24 protein-coding genes and 3 pseudogenes are annotated in these 20,552 nt (G+C 42.9%); 16 read left to right on the top strand and 11 right to left on the bottom strand.

Annotated features, from left to right (window positions below; all coding sequences use genetic code 11):
* Positions 1–15: 15 nt before the first annotated feature.
* A complete protein-coding gene (locus FSB73_RS06275) occupies positions 16–384 on the top strand; it encodes a cupin domain-containing protein (protein WP_146780625.1) in 369 nt (122 codons plus the stop codon).
* Between the two features lie 560 nt (positions 385–944).
* Entirely contained in the window at positions 945–1,337 is a 393-nt protein-coding gene (locus FSB73_RS06270) for a hypothetical protein (RefSeq protein WP_158639437.1), read from the top strand.
* A gap of 63 nt (positions 1,338–1,400) precedes the next feature.
* Here FSB73_RS06270 and FSB73_RS06265 read toward each other — a convergent pair whose 3' ends face one another.
* The gene (locus FSB73_RS06265) at positions 1,401–1,835 is read right to left on the bottom strand and encodes a GNAT family N-acetyltransferase (RefSeq protein WP_225974545.1); all 435 of its coding nucleotides are present in this window, start codon (positions 1,833–1,835) and stop codon (positions 1,401–1,403) included.
* Between the two features lie 382 nt (positions 1,836–2,217).
* Here FSB73_RS06265 and moaA point away from each other — a divergent pair, with 382 nt between their 5' ends.
* From moaA to FSB73_RS27455, 14 genes and pseudogenes are all read left to right on the top strand, one after another.
* Positions 2,218–3,210 carry a GTP 3',8-cyclase MoaA gene (moaA, locus tag FSB73_RS06260; RefSeq protein ID WP_146780618.1) on the top strand — a complete coding sequence of 331 codons (993 nt, stop codon included), beginning with the start codon at positions 2,218–2,220 and terminating at the stop codon, positions 3,208–3,210.
* Positions 3,211–3,290: 80 nt separating this feature from the next.
* Positions 3,291–4,148, top strand: a pseudogene (locus FSB73_RS06255) (molybdopterin molybdotransferase MoeA); the annotation flags it as partial.
* Positions 4,125–4,421, top strand: a complete 297-nt coding sequence (locus tag FSB73_RS26380; RefSeq protein WP_262712614.1) for a MoeA family protein — start codon at positions 4,125–4,127, stop codon at positions 4,419–4,421. The pseudogene FSB73_RS06255 and the gene FSB73_RS26380, both read left to right, overlap by 24 nt.
* A 111-nt stretch (positions 4,422–4,532) precedes the next feature.
* Positions 4,533–5,009, top strand: coding sequence for a cyclic pyranopterin monophosphate synthase MoaC (gene moaC / locus FSB73_RS06250; protein ID WP_146780616.1), 477 nt, complete (start codon positions 4,533–4,535; stop codon positions 5,007–5,009).
* The gene (locus FSB73_RS06245) at positions 4,990–5,625 is read left to right on the top strand and encodes an NTP transferase domain-containing protein (RefSeq protein WP_146780614.1); all 636 of its coding nucleotides are present in this window, start codon (positions 4,990–4,992) and stop codon (positions 5,623–5,625) included. The genes moaC and FSB73_RS06245 overlap by 20 nt, the downstream gene beginning before the upstream one ends.
* Before the next feature lie 64 nt (positions 5,626–5,689).
* A pseudogene (locus FSB73_RS27465) lies at positions 5,690–6,588 on the top strand (HesA/MoeB/ThiF family protein).
* Between the two features lie 8 nt (positions 6,589–6,596).
* Positions 6,597–6,752, top strand: coding sequence for a rhodanese-like domain-containing protein (locus FSB73_RS24305; RefSeq protein ID WP_225974783.1), 156 nt, complete (start codon positions 6,597–6,599; stop codon positions 6,750–6,752).
* Between the two features lie 118 nt (positions 6,753–6,870).
* Positions 6,871–7,194 (top strand): Dyp-type peroxidase domain-containing protein, encoded by a 324-nt coding sequence (locus tag FSB73_RS24300; protein ID WP_225974541.1) that lies wholly within the window; start codon positions 6,871–6,873, stop codon positions 7,192–7,194.
* A gap of 28 nt (positions 7,195–7,222) precedes the next feature.
* Positions 7,223–7,936, top strand: coding sequence for a Dyp-type peroxidase (locus FSB73_RS06235; protein ID WP_262712515.1), 714 nt, complete (start codon positions 7,223–7,225; stop codon positions 7,934–7,936).
* Positions 7,937–7,948: 12 nt separating this feature from the next.
* On the top strand, positions 7,949–8,761 hold the full coding sequence (locus tag FSB73_RS06230; RefSeq protein ID WP_146780612.1) for a family 1 encapsulin nanocompartment shell protein: 813 nt from the start codon (positions 7,949–7,951) through the stop codon (positions 8,759–8,761).
* Between the two features lie 12 nt (positions 8,762–8,773).
* Positions 8,774–8,983 (top strand): hypervirulence associated TUDOR domain-containing protein, encoded by a 210-nt coding sequence (locus tag FSB73_RS06225; protein ID WP_146780610.1) that lies wholly within the window; start codon positions 8,774–8,776, stop codon positions 8,981–8,983.
* Between the two features lie 216 nt (positions 8,984–9,199).
* Positions 9,200–9,673: a molybdopterin-dependent oxidoreductase gene (locus tag FSB73_RS26375; RefSeq protein ID WP_146780608.1), complete on the top strand. Its 474-nt coding sequence runs from the start codon at positions 9,200–9,202 to the stop codon at positions 9,671–9,673.
* The gene (locus FSB73_RS27460) at positions 9,646–10,005 is read left to right on the top strand and encodes a molybdopterin-dependent oxidoreductase (RefSeq protein ID WP_158639436.1); all 360 of its coding nucleotides are present in this window, start codon (positions 9,646–9,648) and stop codon (positions 10,003–10,005) included. The genes FSB73_RS26375 and FSB73_RS27460 overlap by 28 nt, the downstream gene beginning before the upstream one ends.
* Positions 10,006–11,457, top strand: coding sequence for a molybdopterin oxidoreductase family protein (locus FSB73_RS27455; RefSeq protein ID WP_146780604.1), 1,452 nt, complete (start codon positions 10,006–10,008; stop codon positions 11,455–11,457).
* A gap of 90 nt (positions 11,458–11,547) precedes the next feature.
* Here the strand turns inward: FSB73_RS27455 and FSB73_RS06205 are convergent, their stop codons facing one another.
* The 10 genes and pseudogenes from FSB73_RS06205 to FSB73_RS06160 all read right to left on the bottom strand — a co-directional run bounded on the left by FSB73_RS06205 (position 11,548) and on the right by FSB73_RS06160 (position 20,527).
* A complete protein-coding gene (locus tag FSB73_RS06205; RefSeq protein WP_146780602.1) occupies positions 11,548–11,898 on the bottom strand; it encodes a DUF7009 family protein in 351 nt (116 codons plus the stop codon).
* Positions 11,899–11,931: 33 nt separating this feature from the next.
* Positions 11,932–12,348: a molybdenum cofactor biosynthesis protein MoaE gene (locus FSB73_RS06200; protein ID WP_146780600.1), complete on the bottom strand. Its 417-nt coding sequence runs from the start codon at positions 12,346–12,348 to the stop codon at positions 11,932–11,934.
* A gap of 75 nt (positions 12,349–12,423) precedes the next feature.
* Entirely contained in the window at positions 12,424–12,666 is a 243-nt protein-coding gene (locus FSB73_RS06195) for a MoaD/ThiS family protein (RefSeq protein WP_146780599.1), read from the bottom strand.
* 54 nt (positions 12,667–12,720) lie between these two features.
* Positions 12,721–13,092, bottom strand: coding sequence for a hypothetical protein (locus FSB73_RS06190; protein ID WP_146780598.1), 372 nt, complete (start codon positions 13,090–13,092; stop codon positions 12,721–12,723).
* A gap of 99 nt (positions 13,093–13,191) precedes the next feature.
* Positions 13,192–14,810 (bottom strand): annotated as a pseudogene (locus tag FSB73_RS06185) (beta-N-acetylglucosaminidase domain-containing protein); the annotation flags it as partial.
* A 326-nt stretch (positions 14,811–15,136) separates the two neighbouring features.
* Positions 15,137–16,186: an MBL fold metallo-hydrolase gene (locus FSB73_RS06180; RefSeq protein WP_225974539.1), complete on the bottom strand. Its 1,050-nt coding sequence runs from the start codon at positions 16,184–16,186 to the stop codon at positions 15,137–15,139.
* A 95-nt stretch (positions 16,187–16,281) separates the two neighbouring features.
* Positions 16,282–17,259: a helix-turn-helix domain-containing protein gene (locus FSB73_RS06175; RefSeq protein WP_146780595.1), complete on the bottom strand. Its 978-nt coding sequence runs from the start codon at positions 17,257–17,259 to the stop codon at positions 16,282–16,284.
* A gap of 48 nt (positions 17,260–17,307) precedes the next feature.
* Positions 17,308–18,180, bottom strand: coding sequence for an SDR family NAD(P)-dependent oxidoreductase (locus FSB73_RS06170; protein WP_225974538.1), 873 nt, complete (start codon positions 18,178–18,180; stop codon positions 17,308–17,310).
* A gap of 154 nt (positions 18,181–18,334) precedes the next feature.
* Entirely contained in the window at positions 18,335–19,330 is a 996-nt protein-coding gene (locus FSB73_RS06165; RefSeq protein WP_146780594.1) for a Gfo/Idh/MocA family protein, read from the bottom strand.
* 75 nt (positions 19,331–19,405) lie between these two features.
* Positions 19,406–20,527: an anhydro-N-acetylmuramic acid kinase gene (locus tag FSB73_RS06160; protein ID WP_225974537.1), complete on the bottom strand. Its 1,122-nt coding sequence runs from the start codon at positions 20,525–20,527 to the stop codon at positions 19,406–19,408.
* Positions 20,528–20,552 lie beyond the last annotated feature (25 nt).

Genomic DNA, 20,552 nt, shown 5'->3' with positions numbered 1-20,552 from the left:
TTTTATGAAATTGAAATGGAAGCCAATGCAAGGGGTCCGAAATTGCATTACCATAAACAAATGGACGAAACGTTTATAATTCGTGAGGGAAAGTTGACAGTTCTAACAGGTAATGGTGAAATAAAGGTAGAGGCAGGAACTGTAATTCACATTCCAAGACTTTCACTCCACGGTTATAACAACAACTCGAACGGCATTGTGAAAATGACAATGGTGTTCAACCCTGGACTTGACAGAGAGGATTTCTTTAGAAAAATGTATCAGATGCTTGACGAAAGTCCGGATGATTTGTCGGCTTTTCAAAAATTATATCTTGAAAATGACAGCTATTCACTTGACGAAAAGAATATGATACCAATGCTCGGCAAAATAAAATTGGTATAATAGGTATTGCGAATATTCGCAAACGTTTTGTCGCCCATAAATCATTAGACAGATAAATAATCTTGATTTATTAATTTTCTTAACTTTAGCCTAACAGGTAAAGCGGACTCAGGCGCTGCGGGAGCGCAACCTGATAGGAATAGCCTGGCCAACGGTAATATACCGAGCCGTCCTTCGATTTTCGTTGGGCGGCTTATATTATTGTTGCCATGCCTAAAACAACTCATTCTCCACCCGTTTTGCCCATAGTTGAGGTGACGGATTTGGTCTGATGAACCATTACAAACCTAACTCTTGAAAGAAGTTTTTGTCTATTTTTGTGATGGCCTCATTTTTAGCTATTTTCTTACAATAGTCAGAAAAATATAGGGTCATTGCCGGGTCTAACTTAATGGCGAACCAGCTTGCTTCTATCAAGACTTCCCTTAACTTATCATTCGATCGGTTTGTTACACCCTTAAATCCAGTCATAAATGGCCAAAAAGATTTTTTAGTCAGGTGGATAACTTTATTTATTTGTTTCCTCTGTTTTGATATTTGTGGGGATATTGTTGCTTTTTTTGAAATTAAAACCTGACATGCCTCTGTCTATTGTGGTGCAAGGATGGCTGTTGATTGTATTTGGAATTGCACTTTGGTATTTTACCGCTAAGCGTATGAAGCAAAGACGTTGCTTTGATGTACTTCATTTGGTACATGGGTATAGGTTGGATGATATCGAAAAAGTTTTGATGAATAATTTTCGCATTGCACATCTTGAAACTGATCCAGAAAATCAGTTAATTACTGCTTTAACCCGATTTAGTTTACTTTCCTGGGGTGAACAAATTACGATTATTTTTTTGAAGGAAGGAGATATTTTAATCAACAGTAGAACTGTTGGTAACGTGCAGCCTGTAACGATTGTAAAAGATCGTTTGAATATTAAAAGGCTCAAAGCTTTGTTGACTTAAGATCTTCAACAATAAGGGTGAATAATTCAACTCGTTTAAATGACAAGTATGATGCATCATCTATTACTTTTTTTGATAAATCTCCGGCCTGGTAATTTCCATAAGAGTTTCCGGCTTGGCTGGACTTTCAAAGCCGAACTGTCGGTATAGTTCATGCGCATCTTTGGTGGCAAGGGAAATCCTTCTAAGCCCAGCCACCCAGTCTAAATTCATGATATGAGCCATGAGCGCTTTAGAAAGTCCTTTATTTCTGTGTGCTTCCAATATATAAACATCAGCCAGATAAGCGAAAGTGGCATAGTCTGTAACTAGCCTGGCAAAACCAACCTGCTTTTCCTCTTTAAAAATACCCAAACAAAAAGAATTCTTAATAGCGTTATTAACGGTTACAAATGGAATACCCTTAGCCCAATAACTTTCCGTGCTGAGATAGGTATAAATGGCCTCTGTGTCCATATTTTCAAAGCCGGATTTTATGATATATTCTTGACTGGTCATAATTTTCGATTTATATCTATAGCGATAATGCTTGACTCAAAATTAATTTTAATTACTCAAAAAACTGACAACTTTCTAATTAAAAGGCGCTGATACTAACGGACATTTGCTAGAATAAATCGGTTATTAATAGCCCTAGATCAGACTTAGGGTTAATGTTGGTTAACAGAATATTCGATCAAAAAATACGGGTCTGTTAAAAGTCATTTTTGAGGGCTAAACAGTCTGTGCTATTGCCCAGAAAGCGTTAACTTACATCCTGAAAGGAGATTTGGTTTAAAGCTTGTAAATTGGGACTACTTAGAATAAGTTTACAATGAATAATAAACCTGGTCATCATAATGTATATTTTATAGGCAAGTTTATTAACTCAGATTAAGAAATGATAACAGACAGCCATGGGCGGACAATAAATTATTTGCGACTCGCGGTGACAGATAAGTGCAATCTAAGATGCACCTATTGCATGCCTGCGGTCGGACTTAATTGGTTGCCTAAGGCTGAACTCATGACGACTGAAGAGATGTTGCGCATTTCCCGACTACTAATTACAATGGGCGTTGAGAAAATCAGGATCACGGGCGGCGAGCCGTTTGTTAGAAAAGATCTGATGCCCTTTTTAGGTGAGTTGTCCAAAATGCTCGGACACGGTCTGAAGGAAATCACATTAACAACCAATGGATTGCTTACGGAGCCTTATATCCCTGAATTAAAAAAACTAGGTATTCGCTCAGTTAATCTAAGCCTGGATACATTGGATAGGCAGCGCTTTATTGATATTACCAGACGCGACGCATTGCCCCAAGTATTAAACACCCTTGAGAAGTTACTTTTAGCAGGCATAGCCGTTAAAATTAATACAGTTGTTATGGAAGATTGCAATACGCAGGATATTTTACCATTGGTTGCGCTCACGAAATCCATGCCTGTAAGTGTACGGTTTATTGAAGAAATGCCTTTTAATGGCGGTACACATGATATCTCTCTTTCCTGGAACTTTTCTCGTATTATTGAGCATATAAGAGAACAATATCCAGACCTTGCCAAAATGCAAGATCCCATTCATGCAACGGCTTTAAACTATCATATTGAGGGTCATCAAGGGGATATAGGTGTCATTGCAGCCTATACCCGCTCCTTTTGTGGTAGTTGTAACCGGCTTAGAATTACTGCCAAAGGAGGACTCAGGACCTGTTTGTATGGCCAGGGAGTCTTAAACTTGAAAGATTTAATTAGGGCGGGTGCTTCAGATCAAGTGATTGAAAAACAACTATTAAGTGCTGTTCTTAATAAACCCCTGGATGGATGGGAGGCTGAGAAAAATAAGACTAATAACATTATTAAACAGCCGTCCATGGCAACTATAGGAGGATAACTGATGGAAATGGTAAGTGTTGCGCATGCAGAAAATATAATTGGAGACTATAAAAAGGATTATGGACAGAGCAGCTTTCTTTAGCAGAAGCCTTGGGTAGGATACTAGCGGAGGATCTTTTGGCTGATAGAGATTTGCCTCCTTTTAACCGGGCAACGGTAGATGGCATTGCTGTGCAGTCCACAGCTTTGATGACAGGTGTTGATCGTTTCGATGTAGTTGGCGTACAGGCGGCAGGCATGACGCCAATACGCATCACTTCACAAGATCAGTGTGTTGAGATTATGACAGGGGCAGCTGTAGATGGGTCCCTGGACGCTGTGGTGCGCTATGAAGATTGCAAAATTGAAAACGGGAGGGCTACTTTATTGCCAGGATTAATGATTGCCGCCGGTCAGAATATTCATCCAGAGGGAAAAGACAAAAATCGAGGAGATTTGCTTGTAGATAAAAACCGGGTAGTAACAGCGGCTGTTATAGGCCTCGCTGCCTCCATTGGTAAAACATCGTTACTGGTGAAAAAACTGCCCAAAATCGCAGTGATCTCCACCGGCGATGAAATGATCCCCCCTGATCAGTCTCCAACGCCTTATCAATTAAGACGTTCCAATGGTGTGGTGATTCAGGCTGCTTTAGTAAAGTATAAGGTTTCAGTGGACTTGTATCATTTAAACGACGATCCAAAAGAAATTAATGAGGCACTGGAAGGTTATCTGAAAAGTTATGATGTGCTACTTATGACAGGCGGTGTTTCCAAGGGGAAATTTGACTTTGTACCTGAGGCGCTCGAAAAGTTGGGTGTAGTCAAAGGTTTTCATAAGGTACGACAAAGGCCTGGAAAGCCTTTTTGGTTTGGGGGCAGTCAGGCTGAAAAACTGGTCTTTGCATTTCCTGGCAATCCAGTGGCTGTATTTATGTGCCTGCACCGCTATTTTGTACCTTGGTTGAAGCAGTCGTTGGGCATAGATGCGCATTGCTTTTCAATAGCCACATTAACAAAGGATGTTGTTTTTAATGTGCCGCTGCAATATTTTGTTCAAGTAAAGTTGACAATAAATGCCGAGGGCATTTTAATAGCAACCCCCTTTGAGACTAATGGCTCGGGGGATTTCTCAAACCTGGTTTATGCAGATGCCTTTATGGAGCTACCTGTTGGGCCGGGTGTATTTAAAAAAGGAGATAGATTTAAGGTTTGGCGTTATGATTGGTAATTATATGATTTTTCATATTGGTCGTGTAGGAAGAAAATAGGAAATTTGGATGTAAAATCAATCATTGTATACTGGACAATCTAAAATATATTATAAAGAACAATAATCAATATGTCTGAGTTTACACATATCAATGATAAGTCAATGCCGGTAATTGTGGATGTTAGCGAAAAAAAAGTAACCAAACGACTGGCGACGGCCAGAGCGGTTATTGCATTGCCTGAGTCTGTGTTTGATGCGCTGCAACAGGCGGATTTTACGACTAAAAAGGGAGCTGTATTGCAAACGGCAGTTATTGCAGGTATTATGGCGGCAAAAAAGACAGGGGAATTAATACCACTTTGTCACCCGCTGGGTCTGGACAATTGTTCCATAGATATTCAGGCAAATAATAACCAGGAATTGGTGATTAGCTGTACGGCTCTGATCACTGCAAAAACCGGGGTAGAGATGGAAGCGCTGACAGGCGCTTCCATAGCTGCTTTGACAATTTATGATATGTGCAAAGCCTTAAGCCATGATATTGTTATTAAAGAGATTAAACTCATGGAAAAGCAAGGAGGGAAGCATGATTTTAAAAGAGCATAATTTTTCGGACATTAACGGTCTGGTGTTGGCTGGAGGGAAAAGTATACGCATGGGGCGGGCGAAGGATAAAATCCAATTCCATGATAAGCAGCAGCGTTATTATGCGGCCGATTTATTAAAACAATTTTGTTCAAAGGTATTTATCTCCTGCAGACCTGATCAGGTGGGAGATGTGGATATTCAATCTGGATATGAGCCCTTAACGGATACTTTTTTAGGGATGGGCCCTTTAAGTGGCATTTTGTCCGCCTATAGATCAGACCGGGAAAATAAAACAGCCTGGCTGGTGGTGGCCTGCGATTTGCCTTTAATGAGTGCGGATACCCTAAGGTTTTTAATAAAAAATAGAAAATCAGGTCAAATAGCTACCGCTTTTAAAAGTCCACATGACGATTTGCCAGAACCATTAATAACGATCTGGGAGCCGGCTGGATACGCCGTTTTATTAGCTGCATTAGCCAAGGGCATTACCTGCCCTAGAAAAACGCTGATCCAGACTGGAATTGATTTATTAACACCTCCTGATAAAAAGGCGCTGTTAAATGTCAATACACCAGAAGAGGCGGGACAAGCGGTCAGTTTATTGGCGAAGTATCGGGCAAAAGACCTGGATTAGCGCTCGATCAGCCTCGGATTAGTTTGAGTTTGTTTTGTATTAATAAAAATGTATATAGATCTGAATGGCAGAAAATTTTGATAGATATCATTGCCAGATGGCGCTTCCTGGATTTGCAAGGGAGGGGCAAATGCAACTTAAAAATGCCAGGGTTTTAATCGTTGGAGCCGGTGGCCTGGGCTGTCCAGTAGGTCAATACCTCGCTGCAGCTGGTATTGGCTTGATTGGTCTGGCAGATGATGATCTGATCAGTGAATCTAATTTGCATCGGCAAATACTATTTACGCCGCAGGATATTGGCTTGTCAAAAGCTGCGGTTGCGGCTGCTAGACTTCAGTTGCAGAACCCGGGTATTCAGGTGTTGCCTTTACAAATCCGGGTAGATGTGCGTAACATAATGGAGTTATTGGCTGATTATGACCTAGTTGTTGACGGAACCGATAATTTCGAATCGAAATATCTTTTAAACGACGGCTGTGTGATTTTAGGGAAACCCTTGGTCTATGGGCCATTTACCGATATGAAGGCCAGGTAGCCATCTTAAATGTTCCATTGGATAATGGCAGATTTTCAGCTAATTACAGGGATATTTTCCCTGAAATTGCAAACGGGAGTCTGGTGCCTAATTGTTCAGACGGTGGTGTATTGCCAACACTTGCGGGGATGATAGGATGCATGCAGGCCACTGAAGTGCTTAAATATTTTGCCAATAGAAATGCAGTTCTGGCGGACAAGCTTTCTGTGGTGAATATCTTAGATGGCAGTAAGTATCAGGTTTCCTTAAGTAGAAATGAACAAATTCAGATAAACGATTTAGAGGGACATATGATCGTAGAAATTTTAGATTATGAAACGCTACTAAAGGGGAGCTATCAGTTAATCGACGTACGTTCCTTTAAGGAACACGCCGCCTTTAATATAGGGGGGAGCTTTTGCCACTTTCTTCCTTTTCAGGTAATTTAGGTACATTGATGCAAGGGTTGGATGTAGAAAAACCAATTGTTTGTTACTGCACTACTGGCAAAAGAAGCAAAGAGGCCGCGATGATGCTTAAAGAAGCCTATCCGCATGCTCAGGTTTATTCACTGAAGCGGGGTATTCAGCACCTGATGGATGGACAGGCGTGAAGCGCTAATTTAATCACTTTTATTTTGCCGAGGCAAATAGCCTAATTTAATGTTTGATGATTATGTCTTAATTTTACTGAGTTATAGCTTAGTATTTAGGATAAAAAGAAAGTAACATATGACAGCGACAGCGCACCCACAAAATGTATTAGATAACCATGGCACCAATACCATCTTTGCCGTCTGGAATTTTAAAGAGTTGCCAACAGAGGCTATTTCGGCGGCTTTTCAACAAGTTTGTGCCCTGGTGATTAATTTGAACCATTCTGCAAAAGTTCGTTTTCCTGACCATGGTGCCAGTTGCGTTATAGGGATCGGCCCTTTGGCCTGGAACTTGCTGGATTTTCCTCAGCCCGGTCCCGCCGAATTAAATGATTTTGTAGCTATTGAGGGGCGAAGTATACGGCGGTTGCCACCAGAGGAGACCTTCATTTTCATTTAAGGGGCTTAATAGCAGTATTTGCTATGATATGGCCCTGGAGATTTCCAAAATATTGGCACCGGTAGCCGATCCGGTGGAGGAAGTGCATGGTTTTCGGTATTGGGACGGCCGTTCTATATTGGGATTTGTAGATGGTACCGAAAACCCCGAGCAGTACGAACGTGCTTTTTATGGCTTGATAGGTGAGGCAGACCCTGCCTATAAAGGTGGCAGTTATCTTTTTGTTCAAAAGTATATCCATGATTTAAAGGCTTTTAAAGCATTACCACTTGACCAGCAGGAAAAGGTGTTTGGCCGTTACAGGGAAAGTGATGTAGAAATGCCGGACGGCGTAAAACCAGCAAATTCACATTCGGCACTGGCAAATGTTGGCGATGACTTAAAGGTTATTCGGGACAACATGCCCTTTGGCAATATGTCCACCAATGAAATGGGCACTTACTTTATTGCCTATGCGAGCACATTTGATACCGTAAATAAGATGTTGAAAAATATGTTTGTGGGCAGTCCTGCCGGTAATTATGACCGGTTGCTGGATTTTAGCACTGCCGAAACAGGGAGTCTGTTTTTTGTGCCTACCTTAGAGATGCTGGATGCGATGTCTCAGGGAAGTTTTGAAATCAATACGGTGTCCAAGGACGTTACGGAAGGGAACAAGGATAATAAAGACAGTAATCATCAAATAATTTCAGATCCAATTCAGGAGCTGAGCTCTCTTGGAATCGGATCTCTTAAGTCGTAAAATAAATCAGTTATGAATAATTTATATCAGAAGTTAGCCCCTATTTCAGCGGCAGCCTGGGAGCAGATTAATGAAGAAGCCACCCGGACTTTGAAACGATATTTGGCTGCCAGAAAGGTAGTGGATGTGGAAGGTCCCAGCGGGTTTGATCTCTCTGCCAAGGGAACCGGTCATATTAAGTCAATTGCCGCGCCCCAAAAAGATGTGCAAGCGTCTATTCGGGAGGTAAATCCATTGGTAGAACTTCGGGTACCTTTTGAGCTCACCAGAGCCGCCATTGATGATGTTGAAAGAGGCGCAGAGGATAGCGACTGGCAGCCCTTAAAAGACGCTGCTAAAAAGATCGCATATGCGGAAGACCTGGCAGTATTTGAAGGGTATGCTGCTGCAGGCATTACGGGTATTCAGGAAGGTAGCAGTAATAAAGCACTTGTGCTACCTGCCAGTGTAAAAAATTATTCAGACGCAGTCGCACACGCCTTAAGTGAACTTCGGCTGGCGGGTGTTAATGGACCGTACATGCTGGTGATGGGCGCTGAAGCCTACGTTGCAGCCAGTGGAGGCAGCGATGAAGGGTATCCGGTTTTACAACATATCCGGGATCTGGTAGACGGTGACATAGTCTGGGCACCTGCCTTAAAAGGTGCCTATGTTTTGTCCACCAGGGGCGGAGATTTTAAATTAAGTTTGGGACAGGATATCTCTATCGGGTATCTAAGTCATACTGACAGCTCGGTTAAGCTCTATTTGCAAGAGTCCTTTACCTTCCAGTTTTATACTTCAGAGGCTGTTGTGTATTTAGCACCTGCTCAAAATCAATCATAAAAAGAGAGGAAGATGGCGGATACATTTAAAAAGGGAGATCACGTAAAGTGGAATTCAGAGGCCGGCTATGTTACGGGGGTTATCATTAAAGTGCATACCAAGGATTTTGATTATAAGGGGTATACCCACCATGCCTCACCACAGGATCCTCAATATGAGATCAAAAGTGATAAGTCAGCACATATTGCGGCCCATAAGGCAAAGGCATTGACAAAAATATAAAGACTGACCGGCCATAAATATCTTCCTTATTTCGGTTAGGGAGGCAAAACGATCAATAGGTTTGACCTGATAAAGGGAATAGAGGTAAACGATAGCGTTAGTTTTAAATAACGTAAATTAGAGAAGCAAAATATAAGCGAATCCTTTTATTAGGTAAATGCTTGGGTTTTGCTTCTCTTTTTTTGATTTCCAAACACTGCTATAAACAAGTTTGTTATGGAACCTAGGATAGATACAAATCTGAGCATAACCGGTGAACCGGATAAATGGGTGCATTCTGCCTGTATTCTGTGCTCTAATGGGTGTGGTATGGACATCGCTGTTAAAGCTGGTAAAATAGTGGGGGTCCGGGGCATCGTTGACCATCCGGTTAATTTTGGCCATTTAGGGCCGAAGGGTGAGCATGGCTGGGTGGCAAATAATACTAAAAAGCGGGGCACAGTGCCCATGATCCGAAAGGATAAATCCCAGGAGTTGACTCCAGTCAGCTGGGAGGAAGCGATGGATTTTTTTGTTGAAAAGTTCAGGTCAGCCTGGAAGCAAGGCCATCAAAACCTGGGTTGTTACAGCTCTGGTCAGCTGATGGTAGAGAAACTGTATACGCTCGGGAAGATATGGCGTGCAGGGTTAAAATCTGCCAATATCGATGGCAATACCAGGCTTTGCACCGCTCTTCCGCCACTGGGTTAATGGCTAGTTTTGGCTGTGACGGCCCCGTGGCTTCCTATGCGGATATTGATGAAGCAGCACTTTTATGCTTATATGGGCACAATGTTGCCGAAGTGCAAACTGTATTATGGGAGCGGATGCTGACGGCCAAAAAGAAAAACGGTGGCCGTATTATTGTATTTGATCCTCGCAAAACCCCTACGGTAACCCAAGGGGCAGATTTACATATTCAACTCAAGGTGGGAACCAATGTGGCGCTTATGAATGGTATTATCCATCTGTTGATCAAAAATGACTGGATTAATCTGGAATTTGTGGAAAGGCATACTGTGGGCTTTAAGGCGTTAAAATAAATGACAGATGATTATACGCCAGAAAAGGTTGCTGGAATCTGTGAAATACCCGAGCAGGATTTATTGACAGCGGTACAGTGGATGGCGAATACCCCTAAAATGGTCTCTACGGTTTTGCAGGGATTTTATCAGAGTGTAGAGGCGACAGCCGCCTATTCTTTGGTTAATTCAGTGCATTTGATTTTAGGCGCGATTGGCAAACCGGGCGCTGGTCCTTTGCTAATGGCAGGGCAACCTTCTGCGATGTCTAACAGGGAAACAGGCGCCGGCGGTTCCTACCCGGGATATAGAAATCCACATAACGAAGTACAGATGCGGGATCTTTGCGATAAATGGAATATTGCCTATAATGATTTTCATCCAGAAGTGCCTAAAGATATCCTGACCATGATGGAGCAGGCCGAAAGAGGGGAGATTGAATTTATGTGGGTAATGGGTACCAATCCACTGGTAAGTTTACCTAACCAGAATCGCAGCGAGCGCATACTTAAAAGGTTGTTTTTAGTGGTGCAGGATCCATTTATTGACACAGAAACCGTCAGCACAGCAGATATTTATCTGCCGGCTTCTATGTGGGGTGAAAAACAGGGCTGTGTTACCAACGCAGATAGGAGTGTGAACCTGCTCATGCAAGCGGTTGATCCTCCGGGAGAGGCTAGAAGTGATTTTGATATTTTTGTGGAGATCGCTGGTAGGATCGGATTTAAGGATAAGGATGGCGCCCCTTTGATTTCATTTAAAAAGCCAGAGGATGCATTTAATGAGTGGCGTAGGGTCGCCGCCGGCAGGCCCTGTGATTATTCAGGGATGACTTATGATTTACTGCTGGAAATGGGGGCGATACGCTGGCCCTGCAACGAGAAGTATCCTAAAGGTTGTGCCAGGCTTTATGAAAATTTGCATTTTTGGACAGAAGCGGAGCGTTGCCAGACTTATGGCGTAGATTTTTTAACCAGTAGAGTAACAGCCAAAGATGAATACATAGATCCCAAAGGCAAGGCATTTTTGAGGCCGGCGGCCTGGCGGCAGCCGCCAAATCCGGTAACGACTGAATACCCTTATTTATTGATTACGGGCAGGGTGGTCTATCATTTTCATACAAGGACTAAAACGGCCAGATCTAGTGTGCTGAACGGTCACGCGCCAGAACCCTATATTGAAATCCATCCTTTGGATGCTGAGAAAATGCAGATCAGCACGGGAGATCTGGTGGAAGTTTTGTCGCCTAACGGTCGGTGGGAAGGGGTGGCAATGGTTGTTGATACTGTTCGGCCCGGGGATGTTTTTATTCCTTTTCATTACGGAAAAGGTGTACATGCTGCTAATCAGCATACCTGGTATGCCAGAGACGCGGTGAGTCACCAACCGCACTTAAAGTCTTCTCCCGTAGCAGTAAAAAGATTAAGCTTTGGAGCCCCCAGGGCTGGTTACTCGAAAGACTGGAAGAGCTGAATGGACATTCAATAATGCCATTTGCGGCCAGGCAATATGAAGGAACTTTTAACCGGGAGATTTGATAGCACTGTGGAAGTATTTTGCTCCTTAACAGTTTAACAGAGGGTTGGGGTAATTGTCACGCTGGTCCTCTACAGGACGGTCCAGGCAGACAAAATCTTTTTCAATCAGGATACTAACAGGACCTGAGCTCTCCTCAAAACCGACTTTTTGGGTATTATAAAGTTCGTTGGCCATTGGTTGTGGGATTAAGAGCGTAATACGATTCTCTTTAAAATCCACCAGGAGCTTTGACAAGTCATGTTGTTTAACAACAAAGGATAAGGTTGTTGTCGTAAATGGCGTATGATCCTCTATTTGGCCATGATTCCAAAGGGTCTGTACTTCTGATATTGTTAGGCGTACTCGAATGCTATTGCCTAAAATTCTGATTTTCATATATTGTTATTTTTTTTTCATTCTCCCCGTTGTTTAACTGTGGGCACTTACCCACACTTCACCATCGGTAAAGACTTCTTTTTTCCAAATCGGTACTGTTTGCTTAAGCGTGTCAATAAGGTATTGACACGCTGCAAAGGCGTCTGCTCTATGTGCTGATCCAACCGCAATAATGACCGCGATGTCCCCTGGTATTAAGATACCCATCCGGTGATGTATGCTAATGTGTTGTATGTTATATTGCCCCAGGGCATTCTCAGCTAAGGCTTTCATTTGCCCCAGGGCCATTGCTTGGTAACATTCATATTCCAGACGCAGCACTTTGCGGCCGGTGGTATTATCCCGTACGGTACCTGTAAAAGTAATCAGGGCGCCACACTGTACCCCGGAAACGGCCTGGATGGCTTCTTGTGTATTTAATGTCGATTCTAATATCTGAATATCTATCATTGTTGTTTAATCATCCTTATGCATCCAAGTAGCCTCATGGTTCAATAACTAGAAATCCTGCATTTGATTTGACTTCTATCCGCCGCTGACAGGGGGAATAATTGCGATTTCATCCTGCGCTTTCAAAAGCGTATCCTCGTTAGCGTATTGCTGATTTACGGCAATCATATAGGACTTTAACCCTGCAAGTGCTGGATAGCTGGTTTCCAGCGTTTTTCTCAGAACGCGGGTATCGGCACCAGGCTCAAGTTCTATCTTTATTTTGCTGGCCTTGACGATATCCTTTGCAATACCAAATGCTAATATGGATACTTCCATGTGGGTGTTTTTGAATGCTAAAGTTAAGAAACTTTAGTCAAGTCCTACATAGCACTATTGGATAGTTATCTCAAATTGTGAGAACTTAATATCAACTTGACTGTTGGTTAAATTGATTAGTCGGATATACCGGGCGTCTTTTGGGTGAGACGGCTGCCAGGTTTGTCCATCTATGCTGTATTGTAATATTAATGAGTTCTTTGTAGGGCTGCATTCAATCCGTGCTTTTTCAACGGACTGATTTGAAAGGATTTGTATGCCTAAATAATCGCCGGGATTAAATTTGAGTACTTCCAGCACCTGACTGAGTTTTAACGCCTGTAATGGCTTGTTGCCTTTGACAATGTCATGTTGAACAGGCAGATTTGTCAAGGCGATGATATTCGTGAAAACCTGGCCTTTAGCCTGATCAGCTATGGCGTCCACTTTAAAACCATTTGCTTTAAACTGCGTTGCAAAATGAAAATAAGATTTTTCTATCCAAGGCAATATGTGACGACCGCCGGTGACAATACCAGGTTGATAAGGGTTTTGGTTATTGTTTTTGTCGATGGATATTAACTCGTTACGTGCCTTTTGTAAACTGGTAAAAAAGAATAGGCCTGTTGTGCGTCCTTGGCCGTTAATAGGTCCGTTAGTGCGGTCGCTGCATTCCCTAGGCTTTTAAAATGCTGTAACCAGGGACGGATTTCGTTTATAAGCACTGTATCCTGGCAGTTTTGCAAAAGATCTGTAGCCGCTGGAGCAAAGGTGGCCAGTGCCCCGCGCAGTGCCTTCATATTGAACTGATTCAGTTCAATGGGAAAGTGATTCATCTGGTCAGTCATGGCCATCAGGCTGTCTATCGTTTGGCTCACATGCCATGATTCGATGCGGCGGTATTGGTGATAGCTGGGCCCAGGATCTGTATTGTTAGCGGCAAAAATTTCGTAGGAACTGGCTGATTTTGGTATTAGTTCAGCAATGGCGCTTTTCCAGGCCGTTTTAGGGTCATAGGCTTTATTATTCCAACAATAGTCCGCTACTGAAAAAAGGGCTACTTTGGACGCTTCTGCCTTATCCATTGGGTTGGAGACAAAACCTGAGATATCATCGTTTAGGTTTTTGTCTAACCCATATACGGGACCAAGCAATAAATGATTGCGTACATAGTCGTTGACTGGAAAGTTCCACCAGACAAAGGCCTTACGTTGAATTCTTTTATTAATCCACTGCTGACCTTCTTTTGTGATATCATGGATGACAGAGTTGCCCGTCCACATAATCTCTATTCTTTTATCCAGTTGGGCACCCAGAATATCTAAATAAGTATTGGGTTTTGGATCTGCCCATAGTTTATTGTACTGAGTAGGGCACATTATAAGCGGTCCGACTCCTTTCTTTTTGTCTACAAATTCCTTTTGGATATAGTTCAGTAACCCGGCCTGTTTCTCCGCCTTTGTCCCTTCTCCTGAAATATCGTCAAAGAAAACGGCAAAATACCTTACGCCTAAATCATACATACTATCAAATTTATGCAACACTGCAAGGCTGTCTTGCTTAGTCCACTTGATGTCTTTGCCGGGATGGATCGCCCAGTAAAAATCGACTTCATTTTCTTTGGCCGTTTGAACAAGCGTTTTTATTCTATTTGCCTGGTCTGTAGGATAAGGTTTTCGCCAGTTGGGGGAGGAGTGGTAAAGATCGTCTTTAGGCCCGTAGATATAGGTATTCATCTTCCAGCGACCGTAATACTTAAGTTGCGATATTCTGTCCTTAAAGCTCCATGGGGTTCCATAAAATCCTTCTACGACACCTCGTCTAGCCACATCGGGAAAATCTTGTATGGTCAGCAAGGACAAAAAGCCAGTTTCCCTGGCCTGGTTAAGGATCTGAGCCAAGGTCTCAGCACCGTAGAATGCACCCCGCTGATCCTTAAAGTGAATACGGATACCCTTTTGGGTTATATAAAGTCTATAACCTTCGGGTTGCTTTATTTGCTTGTCAAGCTTAAACCGGACTGCTATGCCTTGCGTGGATATAAAGGGTGTTAAGACTTTTTGGGCATTGTTTGTAACGGATCCTATTATGTGGATGCCACTATAAGCAATACTGTCATGAAGGCTTATTGTTTTTTGAGCAGTAGGGTATACGATGGGTGACATCGCTGCCCTGCTCCTGGTCGTGGCTCCAGTCGTTTTTGTTGGTCTTACCATTGAACTTTTCAATGGGTTTATCTGCTGTGCAATTAGGGGCAAGGGATAAACGGATAATAAAACTAAACCGGAAAAAACTGAGAAGATAAAATGCCTGATTTTCATGGGGATTTTAGTAATATAAGAATGAATCTTGAATGAATCTTGTTGTAACGAATTGGGCAATATTATACCGCCTTGGCCAATTATAGGCAAAATTTTGCCATTTTGTCGTCTTTGAATCAGAAACTGCACTATAGTTTTAGCGTAAATTATTAACAGGTGGCCTTTAATAATTACTCAATATCCTCCCACCACTTAGTAAATACCTGCTGTTTATTGTCCAGATATACTACCTCACCAATTTTGGGGGTAATTATTACGGATGGTACCTTTTGTTGGTCATTTAAGGCGGTGATCGTTCTAAGGGGTTCATCCCAAGGGTGAACAGATAATTTAAATTTGGAAGAGTGGACGGGGAAAATACGCTTTGCTTTTAAATCCTTTGCAGCTTTTAAGCCTTCTGCCGGAAGCATATGGATGGCCTGCCAGGCCAGGTTGTACTGACCGTTATCAAGTATGGCCAGGTCAAATCCCGGAAATTTCTGACCGAGCGCTTTAAAATGGGTGTCATAGCCGCTGTCGCCGCCAAGATACATCCGAAAATCTGGTGTTTCAAGGACAAAAGACAACCATAGGGTATTATTTCGCTTAAAAGCTCTCCCGGAAAAATGGCGTGTGGGGGCTGTATATAAGGTGATATTACCAGATAAAGCCTCTGATTCATCCCAGTCCTTTTCTTTTATGATTGCCGGATTAAAGCCCCAATATTCAAAGTGCTGACCTACGCCGAGGCCACATACGATGTTTTTGATATTAGGCTTTAGCTGGGTGACGGTTGGGTAGTCTAAGTGGTCATAATGGTCATGGGTGATGACCAGATAATCAATCTGTGGCATATCTGCTGCTCCATAATTATTTGCGCCTGTGAAGGCTTTGTTGGATCCGGTAATGGGAGAAGCGCTGCCGCTAAATACCGGATCAATCAAAAAGCGCTGACCATTTAGTTGAATATAATAGGAGGAATGCCCGAACCATATCAGTATATTATCCTGCAGCGGCAGGGCTTTAAGATCTGTTTTAACAGATGGAATAGGTTGCATTGGTCTTGCGTGGGGATGTTTTTTGAATAAAAAATCATACATCACTCCGCGCATAGAATAGCCTTTTGTTAAATTAGGCGTATCATGTATGTTTTGAAAGGCACCGTTTTTATAATGTGGAGATTGCCTTATCCTTTTTAATCTTTCGCCTTGGGGGGCTTTACCTAATTGTTTTTTGAGCATCTTATGCATTTTTACCTGTAACGAGCGTGTTTGCCACAGGGTAGATTACTTAAGTTTCAAAAATAGCAATAATACCGGTAAAGAATTTTAAAAGCTCAATTATAAGAACTTCTATAGGCCAGGGGGGATTTGCTGGTTTTTGTTTTGAAAAATTTGCTGAATGATTGTGGGTGTTCAAAGCCTAAGTTATAAGCGATTTCACTGATGGTGAGTTCTGTAGATAGCAATTGTTCCTTTGCTCTTTCAATCAGGACTTCGTGGATGTACTGCTGTGCACTGAGCCCGGTGGTACTGCGCAGTAGGTCACTTAGATAACCAGGGGATACATTTAGCTGACTGGCCAGGTATTGGACGGAAGGAAGTCCCTTGCCGGACGTCTCTACTTCTTTAAAATAGCTGTCCAGCATGGCATTCATCTTCTCAACGGTCGTCTTACTGACAGGTTTACGGGTAATAAATTGACGCTTATAAAACCGTTGTGCATAGCTGAAAAATAATTCAAGTTGGGAGATAATGATATCTTGGCTGATCTCATCAATGGGCCGGCCGAGTTCTTCCTCAATATTTCTGAGTAATGCCAGGATAATTCCTTTTTCCTTTTCAGAGAGTAATAATGCTTCGTTCACGGAATAGGAGAAAAAGTTGTATTGTTTGATTTTATTAGCCAGTGGATAGTTCAATAAAAAATCAGGATGAATAAGTATCGTGATTTGTTCTGCCAGACATCCTGCTACGGGAGCCTCCTGCTTCGTTTTATTTTCATTGGATGAGTGCTCCTCTGTATTTTCATGCTGGCTAGCACCGATAATTTGCCTGGGTGCTGCAAAAAATAAGCCACCCTCTAAATAATCAAATTTAGTCCTTCCATAGGGGATCGTTCCGCCCACGTCCACTCGATAAGATATCTTATAAAAGCTGAGCATCTGACTGTGTAATGGCGGTGTTGCATCAAATTTATTATCTACAGCATTGATCAGCGTCATTAGTGGATGTTGCGGTGGCGGAAAGCCTGAGCTGCTAAGTGCCTCAGAAAGTGTTTTAAACCTAAGGGGGGTGGGGTGGCCTCTTTTCATAATTTTTGTTTTTAAAGAGCATTGAATAATGATAGGGCTTGCATTTGCTTAACCCTGAACGCTATCAGCTACTGCTGCCCAGGCCTGCCATGTGGCCAGGCGCTGCTGATAAGCTGCGCTTACCTCGGGCAGATTGTGCCGGCCAAGATTTATCCTTAAAGGGGGCTCATCTGCATCCACTACTTTGAAAATAGCCGGTGGAGTGGCATTCGGATTGCCTTGTTCCAGGCTCTGAAGCTGCTCCATGACCTGCATGCGCAGTGGATCGTATTCACTGAGTGTACTGGTTTGTTTGATTGAATTTGGGCTGCCAAACTCTGTTGCATAGGCGCCCGGTTCAATAATAGTCACTTTAAGCCCAAAGGGTTTTATTTCTGTAGCCAGACTCTCGTGAATGGCCTCAAATGCCCACTTTGAAGAACAGTAATAACCAATGAGCGGATAGGCTAAATGTCCAAGACCGCTGGATACCCCGAGAATGTGTCCATGTCCTTGTTTGCGAAGGTACGGAAGTGCTGCCTGGATAACGCTTACAGTGCCTATTATATTGGTTTCATATAGGGAACGGATGTCCTTTGTGTCAGATTCTTCAATGGTGCCAACCAGGGCATAGCCTGCATTATTGATTAGAATATCGATCCTGCCAAAATGGTCAAAGGCGGCTTGTACAGCTGAACGGACCTGCTCGGTTTTGGTAACATCGAGAGTCAAAAGCAATACATTCTCCCCGTATTTTTCTTTGAGTGGAAGCAGGGAAGCCGTATTTCTGGCAGTGGCGGCCACTTTATCGCCTCTTTCAAGGGCGGCCTCTGCCCAGATCCGCCCAAATCCTCTGGAACTGCCGGTGATAAACCATATTTTTTCCATAATTGCTGGGCTGGCTGTACCCGCTGACTGTGATTGGTTATTGTCCTTTGTCATTTTTAATTTTTTAATGTAAATAAATTAGAAGACAAAGGTCCGAGGCAATCAATACCCGTCGCGTAGTCAAATCAAGGTAATTTGTATCCAGATTGCGGATAGAGGTTATTTGCAGGGCGAATGTTTCCCTTTTTGAAAAGGAAAACAGGGGTGGTTATGTATTATTTGCGTCTGGATACTGGACGCCCAATTGCTGTTTGATCTGATCCATTAATGAAGCTAGCTGCAGGCTGGAAGTGACTGGCCATTTGGTGCTTTGTATAAGTCCTTGATTTAGAGAGGTAGTTACTTCATTGATTTCATATTCAAAGCCGTTGGTAAGTGCCCCCAATTGGACTATTTCCCAGTCTTTATCTTCGGTTTTGAGTTGGTAATGATCGTTCTTATACCAAGGGCATGGGATCATAATCTGTCCTTTTGTGCCAGTGATTTCTGCTGTGATCGGCATCTGATAATGAATGGAACTGCCAATATAAGCTGTCTTATTGTCTGAATACTGTAATACGGCCTGGCAGTCCAGATCGATTTGTGCTTCAGATAACCGGCCGACAGCAGTGATGCTTTCTGGCGTACCTAAAAGTAAGGAGCACAAAAATAGCGGATAGATACCGACATCCAGTAATGAACCACCGCCCAGAGAGGGATTAAATAACCTGCCTGCAGGATCGAAGGGGGCTGGGAACCCGAAGTCTGCTTTGACATATCGGAGCTCGCCCAAAATGCCACTTTGAACATTTTCCAGAATAGAAACCGTCATGGGGATAAACCGGGTCCAAAGGGCTTCCATTAAAAATACCTGCTTATTTTGGGATAAGGTGAGTAAAATCTGGGTCTGTTTGGCGTCAAGTGTAAGCGGTTTTTCTGAAAGGACAGGCTTATTATTTTCCAGGCATGCCTTAGCTAATTCAAAATGGTATGCGTGGGGTGTGGCAATATAGATAACATCTACAAGCGGATCCTGGATCAGGCTTAGATAATCGCTGTAATACTTTTCTGCTTTAAATGTCTGGGCAAAGTCCTGGGCACGGACTTTATCTCTGGAAGCTACGCCGTATAACCTGGAGTCTGTTGTAAGCGCTAAGGCGGATGCGAACTTTTTAGCAATTCTACCTGGTCCAAGTATGCCCCAATTATAAATTTTCTTTGCCATTATGAGTCTGTTTGAAGGAGATTAAATTGGTGTGTAAAAAGTTCATTTTGATATAATGTGCATTTGATTATCAGCTTAATAGGGCTGGCCAATCCATACTGCCCCACCAATGCTGGGCCGGGAGGCACCCGTGTTGCTTAAGACCGTATTTTCTTCCCGCCAGCGCAGTAGGCCAAGCAGCCCCATGATAATGGCTTCTTTGTAATCAATGATCTGCGTATCAGGTAAATTGGTCTGGATACCATAAGGTGCTAAGGCAGCTGATATGCGCTGGACTAAAAATGTATTATGTGCCCCGCCGCCGGTGATCAGTATTTTTTTCTCTGTGTCCAGACTGGAAGCCATGGCGGCCCCCGCAGCGTAGGCTACCTGTGAAGCAATATGCTCCACGACTGTGCGTAGTTTGTCCTGGGTACTTAATATGGCTTGATCCAATAATGGCCGTATAATATTAGAGAAGTACTGATTTGCAAGGCTTTTGGGGCCGACTGCGGCAAAATAGGGCAGTTTATTTAAACTAGATAGTAACTGGGTGTTAACCTGACCAGTGGCCGCAATGGCGCCATCCTTATCATAGGGTTGGCCCTCAAGCATTGCCAAGTAGTTAAGTGCCTGATTGGCTACTGTCACATCAAAAGCCTGAACTTGGTGGTCACTTTGGGCGTTTTGATCACTTTGCTTTTTATGGAAAGAGATATTTGCAATGCCACCCAGATTTAAAAAACTGTTATAATCCGGGAAAAGTAATTGCTCGCCCATGGGAACAAGCGGTGCGCCCTGGCCACCCAGGGCGACATCCAGGGATCGTAGCTGATCAATGACATTTATGCCATTGATTGCGGCAATTGCCGCTGCGGAGCCGATCTGGGTAGTTATTTCTTCTTCGGGTTCATGGAATATAGTATGACCATGATTTACAATCAATTGTACCTGGTGATCTAGTGTATGCTCCTGAATAAATGCTTTTACTGTGTTTCCCATAAATACGCCCAGATCATGATCCAGTTGTATAAATTGTCTAGGGGTTAAGGTTGCTGCCTCGGCCAGCTGTTTTTTGAGTTCCTGACTGTAGGGTACGCATTTTTGGTGTCTTAAGTCAAATGTCCAGATGCCCCGGATCTCTTCAAAAGAAACAAATGCAATATCCAATCCATCCATAGAAGATCCACTCATCAGTCCAATAGCCCTATATACCATGCTTAAATGATTATCTGTTTAAAGT

Source organism: Arachidicoccus ginsenosidivorans (assembly GCF_007971385.1).
Lineage (GTDB): Bacteria > Bacteroidota > Bacteroidia > Chitinophagales > Chitinophagaceae > Arachidicoccus > Arachidicoccus ginsenosidivorans.
Note: the sequence above shows the minus strand (reverse complement) of the source record. Positions and strands in the feature narration are given on the sequence as shown.